The organism is Arthrobacter ramosus (assembly GCF_039535095.1).
GTDB lineage: Bacteria > Actinomycetota > Actinomycetes > Actinomycetales > Micrococcaceae > Arthrobacter > Arthrobacter ramosus.
Map to the genome: position 1 here is coordinate 1,895,185 of NZ_BAAAWN010000001.1, position 12,402 is coordinate 1,907,586.

At 66.0% G+C, this 12,402-nt stretch carries 10 protein-coding genes; 4 read left to right on the forward strand and 6 right to left on the reverse strand.

The features are described 5' to 3' along the window. Positions 1–32 precede the first annotated feature (32 nt). Complete coding sequence (locus ABD742_RS08820; protein WP_234749583.1) at positions 33–1,076, reverse strand: NAD(P)-dependent alcohol dehydrogenase; 1,044 nt, start codon at positions 1,074–1,076, stop codon at positions 33–35. A gap of 125 nt (positions 1,077–1,201) precedes the next feature. Further along, the gene (locus ABD742_RS08825; RefSeq protein WP_234749581.1) at positions 1,202–2,764 is read right to left on the reverse strand and encodes a CehA/McbA family metallohydrolase; all 1,563 of its coding nucleotides are present in this window, start codon (positions 2,762–2,764) and stop codon (positions 1,202–1,204) included. A 216-nt stretch (positions 2,765–2,980) separates the two neighbouring features. Between ABD742_RS08825 and ABD742_RS08830 the strand changes: the two genes are divergently transcribed. Next, the gene (locus tag ABD742_RS08830; RefSeq protein WP_344787690.1) at positions 2,981–3,241 is read left to right on the forward strand and encodes a hypothetical protein; all 261 of its coding nucleotides are present in this window, start codon (positions 2,981–2,983) and stop codon (positions 3,239–3,241) included. 71 nt (positions 3,242–3,312) lie between these two features. On the opposite strand, the gene ABD742_RS08835 is transcribed toward ABD742_RS08830, so the two are convergent. The 3 genes from ABD742_RS08835 to ABD742_RS08845 all read right to left on the reverse strand — a co-directional run bounded on the left by ABD742_RS08835 (position 3,313) and on the right by ABD742_RS08845 (position 5,811). Beyond that, the gene (locus ABD742_RS08835) at positions 3,313–3,819 is read right to left on the reverse strand and encodes a DUF305 domain-containing protein (protein WP_344787692.1); all 507 of its coding nucleotides are present in this window, start codon (positions 3,817–3,819) and stop codon (positions 3,313–3,315) included. 703 nt (positions 3,820–4,522) lie between these two features. Then, positions 4,523–5,353 (reverse strand): slipin family protein, encoded by an 831-nt coding sequence (locus ABD742_RS08840; RefSeq protein ID WP_234749573.1) that lies wholly within the window; start codon positions 5,351–5,353, stop codon positions 4,523–4,525. Positions 5,354–5,625: 272 nt separating this feature from the next. After that, complete coding sequence (locus tag ABD742_RS08845; RefSeq protein ID WP_078108763.1) at positions 5,626–5,811, reverse strand: hypothetical protein; 186 nt, start codon at positions 5,809–5,811, stop codon at positions 5,626–5,628. Between the two features lie 98 nt (positions 5,812–5,909). Here ABD742_RS08845 and hrpB point away from each other — a divergent pair, with 98 nt between their 5' ends. From hrpB to ABD742_RS08860, 3 genes are all read left to right on the forward strand, one after another. Next, positions 5,910–8,630, forward strand: a complete 2,721-nt coding sequence (gene hrpB / locus ABD742_RS08850; protein WP_234749571.1) for an ATP-dependent helicase HrpB — start codon at positions 5,910–5,912, stop codon at positions 8,628–8,630. Between the two features lie 59 nt (positions 8,631–8,689). Next, positions 8,690–9,442 (forward strand): M50 family metallopeptidase, encoded by a 753-nt coding sequence (locus ABD742_RS08855; protein WP_234749986.1) that lies wholly within the window; start codon positions 8,690–8,692, stop codon positions 9,440–9,442. A gap of 113 nt (positions 9,443–9,555) precedes the next feature. Next, positions 9,556–11,733, forward strand: a complete 2,178-nt coding sequence (locus ABD742_RS08860; RefSeq protein WP_234749569.1) for an elongation factor G-like protein EF-G2 — start codon at positions 9,556–9,558, stop codon at positions 11,731–11,733. Between the two features lie 3 nt (positions 11,734–11,736). Here ABD742_RS08860 and ABD742_RS08865 read toward each other — a convergent pair whose 3' ends face one another. Then, entirely contained in the window at positions 11,737–12,402 is a 666-nt protein-coding gene (locus ABD742_RS08865; protein WP_234749567.1) for an alpha/beta hydrolase family protein, read from the reverse strand.

Consider the following 12,402-nt stretch of genomic DNA (forward strand, 5'->3'; position numbering starts at 1 on the left):
CGCGGCCAAGGGATTACGTTTGCCCTTCCCGCCTAGCCCAGTGTCGACGCGTCAATGACGAAGCGGTACCGCACATCCGAGGCGAGGACCCGTTCGTAGGCGTCGTTGATCTTGTCGGCCGGGATAACCTCGATCTCGGCGCCGAGTCCATGTTCGGCGCAGAAGTCGAGCATTTCCTGGGTCTCCCGTATGCCGCCGATTGCGGATCCGGCGAAGGAGCGCCGTCCCGTGATGAGCGAGAACACATTGACCGGGAGTGGTTCCGCCGGTGCGCCGACGTTCACCAGCGCGCCGTCGAGGGTCAGTAACTGGAGGTAGGAGCTGATGTCGATCGGGGCGCTGACGGTGTTGATGATCAAGTCGAAGGTTCCCGCAAGCTCTTCGAAGGTGGCGGGGTCGCTCGTGGCGAAGTACCGGTCCGCGCCCAGCCGCAGGCCGTCTTCCATCTTCTTCAGCGATTGGGACAACACGGTGACTTCGGCGCCCATCGCGTGAGCGAGCTTGACGGCCATATGGCCAAGCCCGCCGAGTCCTACGACTGCAACCTTCTTGCCCGGGCCGGCACTCCAATGCCGGAGCGGCGAATAGGTGGTGATGCCTGCGCACAGCAGGGGAGCAGCGGCGTCGAGCTCTATTCCATCGGGGATCCGCACCACGAAGTCCTCGGTCACGACGACGTGGGTGGAGTAGCCGCCCTGGGTGATGGTCCCGTCGCGGTCAACGGCGCCGTAGGTCCCCGTCATGCCTTTCAGGCAGTACTGCTCCTCGCCCTTGCGGCAGTTCCCGCATTCGCCGCAGGAGTTGACCATGCAGCCGACGCCGACGCGGTCGCCGACCTTGTGGCGGCTCACTTCGGAGCCGATTTCGGTGACAATTCCGGCGATTTCGTGGCCGGGGGCGAGCGGGTAGGACTGTGGTCCCCAGTCCCCGCGGACGGTGTGGATGTCTGAATGGCAGATGCCTGCGTACTTGATCTCGATCAGCACGTCGTGTGCACCGACGTCGCGGCGCTCAATCGTGGTCGGGACGAGGGCCTCGCTCGCGGACGGGGCGGCGTAAGCATTTACGGTCAGCATTTTTCTCCTGTTTGTGGACGGAGGATTGGCACTATCTAGCCAACACGAGATTTCCGACGTGAGGGAGTCCCTGCTGGTAGGGGTACTGGCAGGGACTCCCTCAATTCAATCGGATCTGTTGCGGACTAGCTGGCGCCCAGGAAGATCGGGTTCGTCAACGCTGCCATGGGACCGAGCGGGATGACCGTTCCCATCTCCGTGCCGCTGCCGGACGTTCCGTCGATCTTCGGATGCCGGACCTCCACGCGCACGTACGCCGCGAGCTGCGGGGTTGTAACCCACGTGCTCGTTCCCTGGCCCGACGCGGGAAGCGTCACCTGCTGGGTCTGGCCTTCATCCGTGATGAAGCGTACGACGCCGTTCGGCACGCCGGCGATTTTTGCCGTCACCGTGACAGGGGCGTCTGCCGCGACGTTGAGCCGGTCGCCCACGGTCGCGCTCTTGCCGCCGGCCGTGACGTGGAAGTCCACCGAGACGTCAGCGGACTCGGCGATCCAGTTCCGGCCGTTGCGGATGCCGTCAAGCAGGGCATCGCGGGACAATGCTGCGGCGTTGACCACGTTGTGGGGGAAGCCGATGACCTGCGGGACGCTGTGGGCGTCGCTGTTGCCCATCGCCGGGAGCCACCGGCCACCTGTGCGCACGGAGTGGGCCAGCATTGAGTCCCACGTGTTGACGGAGGACTCATCGTCCAGGGTCCACGGGCCCGTCCAGACCTCAACCGCGTCGGCGTCGTCGTAGCCGAACTTCCAGCGGCAGGCGACATACGGGCAGTACGGGTGAGCCGGCACAACAATCCCGCCCGAGGAGTGGATCCGCTGGGCTGCCTGCTCGAACCCCTTGTCGCGGGCCCGGTAGCGCCAGTCGATCCATTCGCCCGGCTCCAGGCCGAGAGCGAGGTAGTGACCGTTTCGCGTGGTGACTTCCTCGCCTGTGAGGATGAGCAGATCGTTGCCAGCGAGCGGCCCCCAGACGCCGTGCGATGCCGGCGTGTTGTGGTCCGTGGAGATCATGAAGTCGAGACGCGCGGCGCGGGCGCCGGCTGCGACTTCCTCGGGGGTGCGCTTTCCGTCCGAGTAGACAGTGTGGAGGTGCGCATCGCCGCGGTACCAGGCTGCGCCGCGGCCGGCGATCTGCTGCGGCGGGTACTGGGGCTTGAAAGGAGTGACATCGGGTCCGTACTCAAGGGTGACGTTCACGGTGTAGTCAAGGCCCTGCCCGGCCACCTGGTAGGGGCCGAGCACGACGTTCCACGTGCCCTTCCCAATGGGTCCTGGCAGGTAGCCCGGCGTCGTTTCGCCGGCGCTGATGCTGAATTCTGTGCGGAAACCGCCTGACCAGCCACGGAAGCCCTTGCCGGCAAAGTCGGTGCCCTTTTCATCGAAGATTCCGATGTCGCAGGCGTTCCCGAGGAGTCCAGAGGCCACCTGTGGCTTGCTGTAGGTGTACGAAACGCTGATCTTGTTGACGCCGGCCGGGACCTCGACCGGCAAATAGACGAAGTCCGCGGCGCCCGGATCCAGGTGGCCGGTGATCGTCTTGGTCTTGCTGGTTCCGGTAGCGGCTGCGGCGAACGAAACCGGGGCCAGGGTCAAGGCCGCGCCGGTCAGTGCGGCGGCCAGGAAGCCGCGCCGGGTGGGGGAGAAGGAAACGTTGTCGCCCGAATGGGCTTTGCATGGTGAAGTCACTTCCTCGATGTTGCCTACCGTTACTGAACAGTAGGCAACGGGTCCAAGAACGCAGCATGAAACCACGGGCGTCTGCAAGTGGTGTCCATTTGGTGGGCTTGTCTTGTTTGGACCCTTGCCACGAGCCATGCCCGGGCTTACTGTTCTTGGCATGCACCAAGGGCTGGGGCGACGGCGCAAACCTTTCCCATGGACCGAACAGGACGGTGTTTTTAGATGTGCGATATTCCGGGTTTGATTAGTCGCCTTGAGGCCGAAGACCTCGCTCGATTGCGCGAGGCAGGCAAAGAAAAGCCCTTGGAGCCGGGGATGATCGCGGCCATAGATGCCGCGGCTGGGGGGCCAGGCGAAGGCCGCGGCTATTACGTGGTCAATGGTTCCCTCTATCCGGTCGAAAGCAGGGACTACCACCTCCGGGAAGATGTAGCGCAGGCCGTGTTGGAAGCGGAAGGATCCTCCGTAGGCGTCACGGCCTAGACCCGGGATGGCATTGCCAGGCCACCGGCACCGGCCCACACTGGAAATCCAGGTGGGCCGGTGTTTTGGGGCTAGAGGGTGCTCAGCAGATCCTGCATTTCCTTGATCTCCGACTCCTGGGCCGTCACGATGTCCCTGCTGAGTTTGAGGGCATCGGCATTCATGCCGTCGGTGCCTTCCTTTTGCGCCATGGCCACGGCCCCTTGGTGGTGGGCGATCATGTGGTTCAGGAACAGCCGGGCTGCTTCCCGGCCTTGGGCGGCCTCGAGCTTGGCGATGTCCTGGTTGTCGACCATTCCGTTCATGGCATGGCCGCCGGACATCCCGACGGGCTCATTCCAGTCCGTGAGCCAGCCCGTCATCTTCTCGATCTCAGGGCCTTGGGCAGCCTTGATCCTGCCGGCGAGCGCAGTCACTTGGGCAGGAATGTCGTTCTTGGTGAGCATGACGTCGCTCATCTGAACGGCCTGGGCATGGTGGGGGATCATCATCCGGGCGAACCCTGCGTCCGCGGCGTTGTGGCCTCCGGCAGAGCAGCCGGCAAGTGCGATTGCTATGGCAACGGCAAAGGTGGTCATGGTCAGGTTTTTTCTCATGGTTTTGGGGTCCTTCAATCAATCAGCCTGCAGGGGTACGGCTGCGTGGGACGCGCACAGCAAGCCCACCGCGTGGGCGGCGCGTCAGGGTGGAGTCTTGTGCAGCGGGCCGGCAGCCCGGTGCGGCTGTGGATTCTACGTGCGGCTGATGCAGAGATCGCCCGGGGAAGGACTACCCGGGCGGTGCGAATAGCCGGAGACCAGGGCGCCGGCCTCGGACGTGCCCGCAATGGCATAGGGCGGGACGCCGGTAAGGGTGCTGTTAGCGTGTTATGGCCCGGCGCAGGCACGCAAACGGTGTGCAGGGCCGACATCCCGGTGCACTTGCCCGAGCTTGTGCAGGACGGCGCCGGCGGTGAAGCCGCGGGTTGAACTGCAGCTTTGTCCGGCAGCGACGCACGTTCAGCGGCCGTGTGGACCGCATGCGACGGGCTCGCGACGGCGGCCGGGCTCACGGCGGCCGCGGCGTGCATGCTGTGGCCATCGGCCATGACATGCATCCCGACGATTCCGGCGATGATCGACAGCAGTCCTGCCAACAGGCCAATGCGGAGGAGGAAGGCGGTGGCGCGGCCCCGTAGGGGGTCGGTCATGGTCTTCCTCCTTTTTGCGGCTTGTGCGCTCGGTTCTCAGGTTACGACGGGTTCAACGAGCATAGGCGCCGTTCAGTTTCACCCTGCCGCCTTCACCCTGCCGCCATAGTCCGGCCCGTCATGGTCCTCGGTGGTTGTGCGGCCTTCGCGGCGGCGGCTTCGCGGGCAAGGAATGCTCCGAGCTCGCCGATGGTGCTCATCAAGGGCGCAGGGAAGACGACGGTGGTGTTCTTGTCCACGCCGATCTCCACCATGGACTGCAGGTTGCGCAGCTGCAGGGCCAAAGGGTGGGCCATCATGGTGTCCGAGGCCATGCCCAGCGCGGCGGCGGCCAGGGACTCGCCTTCGGCGGCGATGATCTTGGCGCGCTTCTCACGCTCAGCCTCGGCTTGGCGGGCCATGGCGCGCTTCATGCTGTCCGGCAGCTGGATGTCCTTGAGTTCCACGAGGGTCACTTCGACGCCCCATTCCAAGGTCAGGCCATCCAGGATCTGACGGATATTGGCATTGATGACATCCGTTTCTGCGAGCGTTTCGTCGAGCGTGTGCTGGCCTACCACCTTGCGCAGCGTGGTTTGCGCGATCTGGTCAATCGCGGAGTAGACGTTTTCGATGGCGAGGACGGACTTGATGGCGTCCACCACCCGGAAATAGGCGACGGCGGAAATGTCCAGGCTGACGTTGTCACGCGTGATGATGCCCTGGGACTGGATGGGCATGGTGACGATCCGCAGGGACACTTTCCTCAGCCGGTCGACGAACGGGATGATGATCACAAGCCCCGGAGTCCGGAGGCCCTGGACCCTCCCCAGCCTTAGCAGGACACCGCGCTCATACTGCGTGACAATGTGGATGGCCATCGAAAACCAGATGACCAGCAGGACAATCAAGACAATAAGCCAGGTGATGGCGTCCGCTGTCATGGCCGCCCACCGGCTTCGTCGCTTAGTGCTGATGCGTTCATGGCGGAGATCCTTTGGTGGCAGTGGAGGGAAAAGGGAGCCCAAATTCCGCAGCGAGGCGGGCGAACCCGCTTACGTTGTATCTCCAGTAAATACCTTGGATTCGCCGAGTTGTAGGGCCTGCGGGCCCATCTTCCGGGTCGATCCGGGGGCGCCCGATCCAAGGGAACTGACGTGGTCCGAACGAATGAAAGGAACGCCCCCTTCGGGGACATTCCTTTCAATTTCGTGGCTTAGACCCTTTCGCGGGTCCGGTCGATAACCGGCTCCGGATCGTTCGTGAACTCACGGTGGCGGCGTGGGAAGGCCCAGAACATGAAGTCCTTCGCGTCCACCTTGGGCTCAGGGCGTTCCTCGGGTTCCTGTGAGGCATCTTTCCTGGTGTCCCGCCGGAAATCCTTGTTGTAGCCGTAGCACATCACAGACCTCCTTCTAGCAACTGCCCTTTAATCGTCCTCCCGATTCGGCACGCAGTCCACCTTTCAGGGGCGGATCCGCATGTAGGCACAATGGAGGAGTGAAATCCCCACTCGTTCCCGGGAACGCCGCGCTCGCATACCGCCCTTTCGACCTGGACACGATTGGCGCGGGACTCGTCTTCGGAGAATCACTGGGGGAACTCGCCAAAGCCCTCGGTGCGGGAGGAACTGCAGGAACCGCGGTCGTGCAAGCGCCACCGGGGACCGGCAAGACCACGCTCGTGCCGCCCTTGCTTGCCAACATCGCGCTCGCCAACATCGCTGCCGGCGCCGTTACAGGGAAAGAGCGCCCCAGAGTGATCGTGACCCAACCACGACGGGTCGCCGCCCGCTCAGCCGCTCGGCGCCTCGCCGCCCTCGACGGCAGCCGGCTCGGCGATCGGGTCGGGTACACGGTCCGCGGAGAAAGCCAGACGGGTCCGGGGACCATCATTGAGTTCGCCACTCCGGGAATCCTCTTGCGCCGCCTGCTCGCGGATCCGGGGCTTGAGACCGCCAGCGCTGTGATCCTGGACGAGGTTCACGAACGCGGCCTGGAGACAGACCTGCTGCTCGGAATGCTCATCGAGGTCCGTGAGCTGCGGGAGGACCTCACCCTCGTTGCGATGTCTGCAACGCTGGACGCGCCACGGTTTGCCGCGCTGATTGGTAGTTCCGGCGTCGGGGAGGGTGCAGACGGAAACCACGACGGCGGCGGGCCGGCACCCGTCGTCGACTGTCCGGCCGCGCTGCATCCCTTGAAGGTGGACTGGGCGCCCGCGGCAGGTCCACGTTTGGACGGACGCGGCGTGACCCGCACCTTCCTGGACCATGTGGCGGACACGGCCGCGGCGTCGTACACGGACACGCTCGCAGCTGATCCGGACATCGACGCCCTGGTCTTCGTCCCGGGTGCATGGGAGGTCTCCTATGTCGCTTCCCGGCTGCGCGCCCGCCTCGCTGCGAGGCTACCGGACGCGGAGGTATTGGAGCTTCACGGCCAGGCAAGCCCGGCGGAACAAGACCGGGCGGTTTCCGGCCGTGAGGCCGGCGGATCTCCCCGGATTGTCGTCTCGACTGCCCTGGCCGAATCCTCCCTGACGGTGCCGGGAGTCCGGCTCGTCATCGACTCGGGGCTGTCCCGTGAGCTGCGGCGTGACGCCAACCGCGGCATGTCCGGCCTGGTCACGGTCTCGTGCTCCCGTGCCTCCGCCGAACAGCGCGCCGGACGCGCGGCACGCCAAGGACCCGGACGGGTGGTCCGCTGCTACGAGCAAAAAGCGTTCGGCGCCGCGCCGGCCCACCCCGCACCGGAAATTGCGGCCGCGGACCTGACGGGAGCCGCGCTGGTCCTGGCCTGTTGGGGATCACCGGGTGGCCGGGGGCTCGCACTTCCGGACTCCCCGCCCCAAGGCGCGATGGACGATGCCATTGAAGTGCTGCGGGAACTTGGTGCGATTGACCCCGACGGACTGGCCACGGACGTGGGAAAGACGCTGGCCAGGATCCCCGCCGATCCACGACTGGCCCGCGCACTGCTCGATGGTGCTGCCACAGTCGGGCACCGCGCTGCCGCGGAGGCGGTCGCCCTCGTGGCCGGCGATCAACGGGCTCAGGGGGCCGACCTGACGCGCCTCCTGGCCACACTCCGGACAGGCAAGGATCCCGCAGCCCGGCGTTGGGCTGAGGATGTCCGCCGCATGGAGGCGATCGCACGCCAGGAGCGATCCGCCGTCGGGCCTTCCCTGACTGCACCGCCAAGCCTGTCTTCCCCGGCGAGCGCGGCCGGGGCCGTGGGGTTCGTCGTCGCGCTCGCGTTCCCGGACCGTGTGGCGCGCCGCGTTCCGGGCGCCGGCCCTGAACGCTACCTGCTGACGTCCGGGACACGTGCCGGACTGCCGGCGCGCAGTCCACTCGCCGGCCACGAATGGCTCGCCGTGGCCGAAGTGTCCCGTGCGGAGGGCCGGGATGCGGCAGGGACCGGCGCCGTCATCCGTTCCGCTGCGCCCTTGGCAGCGGATGCGGCGGAAGCTGCCGCCAGCCACCTCCTGCGCAACACGGTGGAAGCCGAATTCAAACAAGGCCGCGTCATCGCCAGGCAGGAACGGCGTATGGGAGCGATCCTGCTCTCGTCGACGCCCGTGAGGCCCTCCATAGACGACGGGCGCGTTGCCGTAGCCCACGCGCTGGCGAAGGAGGGCTTGGGGACCATTGGATGGTCGTCGCCCGCGGATGCTCTGCGCCGGCGACTGGCTTTGCTGAACAGGGAACTGGGCGATCCATGGCCGGACGTCTCCGAGCAAGCGTTGCTGGCCCGGCTGGACAAGTGGCTGGCACCGGAGCTCGAAGCGCTCGCCGGAGGCGCTGCTACGAGCGGAATCGACCTGACCGAGCCGTTGCGGCGGCTTTTGCCGTGGCCGGAGGCGGCCCGTCTCGGTGAGCTGGTGCCGGAATGGCTTGAGGTGCCGAGCGGTTCGCGGGTTCGAATCGATTATCCGGACGCGGCGGACGGCGGCGGCCGGCCGGTGGTGGCAGTGAAGTTGCAGGAGTGCTTCGGCTGGGCCGAGACGCCCCGTTTGGTGGGCGGACGGGTGCCGGTGCTGTTCCACCTTCTTTCTCCGGCCAGGCGACCCCTGGCTGTGACAGATGACCTGTCTTCCTTTTGGTCCGGCCCCTATGCCCAGGTGCGTGCAGAAATGCGCGGCCGCTATCCGAAGCATCCCTGGCCCGAAGACCCGTGGACAGCGCCCGCCACGGCCAAGACCAAACGGAAGATGTGACCTCGGCTTCCAGCCGTCTGGGAGGCATTCACAGGCTCTTTCCTTAGGATGCGAGGGTGATGAACATGGAATTGCGTCCCGCTGACTTGGCCAACGACTGGTGGCAGGCCGTGCTGCGCGGATTCACCACGCCAGAGGTCCCGAACCTGGCGGCTCCGGTTGTGTTGGGCATCCTGGCTGCGGCCGTCGTGCTGAGTATCCCGCGGGCCACATGGCGTTGGTTTGGCCTCTACGTGACCTTCGTGCATGAACTGGGCCACGCGTTCGCCGCCCTCATGACGGGGCGGGTTGTCCACGGGCTCCGGATCGGGCTGGACCACTCCGGACAGCTCCTGAGCAGCGGGCGCGGCAAGTTCGGCGCAGCCTGGTCCGGTTTTTGGGGATATCCGAGTCCCGCGGTGGTAGGCGTGGCGCTCATCTGGTCCGTCTCGGCAGGGCGGTCGGGAGCGGCCATGTCCATCGGCGCGCTTGTATTGCTGCTCGCACTCATCTTTCTGCGGAACTTCACCGGAATCTTCGTCGCGCTCCTGAGCGCGGCGATTGCGCAGCTGCTTGTCATGTTCGCCACGGCCTCGACGGTCAGCCATGTGGTGCTGGGACTCGGCATAGCCCTCGAGGTGGGTGCCGTGCGGGATTGGTTCAAGGTGGCTTCGGTCCACACCCGCCGCCGGGATCAGCTCGCGTCGTCGGATGCCTACATCCTGGCCCGTTCCACCGGGGTGCCGTCCTTGCTGTGGCTGGTGGCTTTCGCCAGTGTCATTGCAGCAAGCGCGGCCATATCCGTTCGCCTGGTGTGGGGCATGCTCTCCTGAGCCTGGGGTTTCGGCACAGACTGGGTCGATTGCTCTTGCCGTGCGCCGGTCCAGGGTGTGGAATCGGTTAGCAAAGGACGCGGGGGATTCGGCTTCTACTCCAGGAGGTGCTCATGTCGGTGAAAGGCCCAGGCAGTGCGACGAAGGGGTCGAACCGGACCAACCCCGATCTTCGACGCGCGGACCCTTCCTCGGCGCCGGCCGATCGGCCCGGGAATATCCGCAACGTCGTCCTGATTGGCCGCTCAGGAGCCGGAAAGACGATGCTGCTCGAATCGCTCCTCTACGCTGCCGGCGTCGTGTCCCGCATGGGTTCGATCGTGGATGGCACTACCGTGAGTGATTCGGAAGCGACGGCCATCCACCAGCAGCGGTCCATCGGACTATCTGCGGCGCCCCTGGTCTTCGACGACGTCAAAGTGAACCTTCTCGACACCCCGGGCTACGCCGATTTCATGGGAGAGTTGCGCGCGGGGCTGCGTGCTGCCGATGCGGCGCTGTTCGTGGTGTCGGCCGTTGACGGCGTCGACGTCGGAACCACCGCCCTTTGGGGTGAATGCGAGCGCGTCGGCATGCCCCGGGCCGTGGTAATCAGCCGGCTTGACCATCCGCGGGCGAACTACGACGCTGTCCTGGCCGAATGCCGGGCCGCCTTCGGCGATTCCGTCCTGCCCCTCCACTTGCCGGTCCGCAACGGTGACGCCGTCTCGGGCGTGCTCGGGCTGCTTTCGGGCTCGGTGTCGGAGTACACCTCCGGGGAGCCACGACCTGCGATGCGTCCCGCGACTGCGGCGGAACTGGCCGCCGCGGAGGTTGTCCGCGGGGAACTCATCGAGGGCATCATTTCCGAGAGCGAGGATGAGACCTTGATGGACCGGTACCTCGGCGGCGAGGAGGTCCCCATCGATACCCTCGTGGAGGATTTGGAGACCGCGATCGTCCGAGGGACGTTCTTTCCGGTGCTGGCAAGCTCCTCCGTGACCGGAGTCGGCACGGCCGAACTGCTGGAAGTGCTGACCCGGGCGTTTCCGTCTCCGATCGAGAGAAGTCTCCCGACGGTAAATGACCTGGGCGGGACGCCTGTCCCACCCTTGACATGCGATCCGGATGGCCCGCTCCTTGGCGAAGTAGTGCGGACTACCGTTGACCCGTTCCTGGGACGGGTGTGCCTTGTCCGGGTCTTCTCGGGGACGCTTCGCGAGGACTCCGCCGTGCACGTGGGAGGGCACGGCCTGGCCGAACGAGGCCACCCCGACCACGACAGCGACGAGCGGATCACCCATCTTTACTCTCCGTTGGGGTCCAGCCTTCGGCCGGTACAGTTCGCTGTGGCCGGGGACATTTGCGCGCTGGCGAAGGTGGCGAGCGCCGAGACGGGAGACACGGTTTCCGCGCGCGAGGCTCCATTGCTCGTGGAAACCTGGGACATGCCCGAGCCGCTGATGCCTGTCGCGATCGAAGCGGCTTCGCACGGCGATGAGGACGCGCTGTCCAAGAGCCTGGCCAAGGTCGCGGCGGGAGATCCGACCCTGAGGGTGGAGCGCAACTCCGAGACGCATCAGCTAGTCCTGTGGTGCATGGGCGAGGCGCACTCGGAGGCAGTCCTGGACCGCCTGCGCGAGCAGGGGGTGAAGCTCCAGACCGTGGACGTCATCACTCCGCTCCGGGAGACCTTCGCCGCCCAGGCCGTCGGCCACGGGCGCTATGTCAAGCAATCCGGCGGCCACGGACAGTACGCGATTTGCGATATCGAAGTGGAACCCCTTGAACGCGGGGGAGGCTTCGAATTCGTCGACAGGATTGTGGGCGGGGTCATCCCCGGCACGTATGTAGTGTCGGTCGAGAAGGGCGTCCGGGCCCAGATGAGCAAGGGGGTGCGGGCAGGGTTCCCGGTGGTCGACATCCGCGTGACACTGGTTGGCGGCAAGACACACAGCGTCGATTCATCGGACGCCGCTTTCCAGGCGGCCGGCGCGTTGGCCCTGCGCGAGGCCGCCGCGGCGAGCAGCATCCAACTCCTTGAACCGATTTCGGCCGTGACCGTCCTTGTGGCCGACGAGCATGTGGGCGCGGTCATGAGCGATCTGTCCTCCCGCCGCGGACGCGTCACTGGAACGACATCCGTGGGCGGAGAGCGCACTGAGATCAGTGCCGAAGTTCCCGAACAGGAACTGCTGCGGTACGCGATCGTGCTGCGGGGACTGACCGCGGGAAGCGGTCGATTCCGCCGGGAGTACTTGCGGCACGAGCCGCTGCCGCCCGGCATAGCCGTTGCCTCGGCGAAAGCCTGAGGCTCAGCGGTTCTTTCGAAGGAATGCTGACACCGGGGCCGCCAAGGAGGCCCCCACATCCGCCGCGCTCTTCTTGACTCCCACGCGTCCAAACGAATGGTCGCCGCCGTCCCACCACTCGATGGTGGCGGTGGGTCCAATCCGGGCTACCACGTTTTCGAGAAGCTCGGGCGTCGCGAAGGTGTCCCGGGTGCCCTGCAGGAAGAGCATGGGCAGCGTGAGCCCGTAGAGGTGCTCATCGCGGAGCTTCTCCGGTTTTCCCGGCGGGTGCAGCGGGTAGCCGAGGTAGACGAGTCCGGCCGCGGACATGCCTTCGGCAACCGCCATCGACGCCATGCGACCGCCGAAGGACTTGCCGGCTGCCCACAGCGGTTCGCCCTCTGAACGGGACGCCGCTGCCTCCATGACGGCCCGCCACGCCGCGATCGCGGCAGGCGGCCGGTCGGGGAACCTCTTGCCGGCTTCCCGGTAGGGGAAGTTGAAGCGCAAGGTCGCGACGCCGTCGTCGTTCAACGCGTGCGCGAGACCGCCCAGGAACGGATGCTCCATGCCCGCCCCGGCTCCGTGGGCAAGCACGAGGGTCGCAACCGGTTTATCGGGCCGGGCGTAGATGCCGGAAATCGGTACGCCGTCGACGTCGATCGTGACAAGGGATTCGGCGCTGCGCAT

Coding starts and splice junctions, on each gene's coding strand:
- ABD742_RS08840 (WP_234749573.1), bottom strand. CDS start 5,353: ATGACAGCGGACGCCATCACCTGGCTTATTGTCTTGATTGTCCTGCTG.
- ABD742_RS08865 (WP_234749567.1), bottom strand. CDS start 12,402: ATGCGCAGCGCCGAATCCCTTGTCACGATCGACGTCGACGGCGTACCG.
- ABD742_RS08835 (WP_344787692.1), bottom strand. CDS start 3,819: ATGACCACCTTTGCCGTTGCCATAGCAATCGCACTTGCCGGCTGCTCT.
- ABD742_RS08855 (WP_234749986.1), top strand. CDS start 8,690: ATGAACATGGAATTGCGTCCCGCTGACTTGGCCAACGACTGGTGGCAG.
- ABD742_RS08830 (WP_344787690.1), top strand. CDS start 2,981: ATGTGCGATATTCCGGGTTTGATTAGTCGCCTTGAGGCCGAAGACCTC.
- ABD742_RS08860 (WP_234749569.1), top strand. CDS start 9,556: ATGTCGGTGAAAGGCCCAGGCAGTGCGACGAAGGGGTCGAACCGGACC.
- ABD742_RS08845 (WP_078108763.1), bottom strand. CDS start 5,811: ATGTGCTACGGCTACAACAAGGATTTCCGGCGGGACACCAGGAAAGAT.
- ABD742_RS08820 (WP_234749583.1), bottom strand. CDS start 1,076: ATGCTGACCGTAAATGCTTACGCCGCCCCGTCCGCGAGCGAGGCCCTC.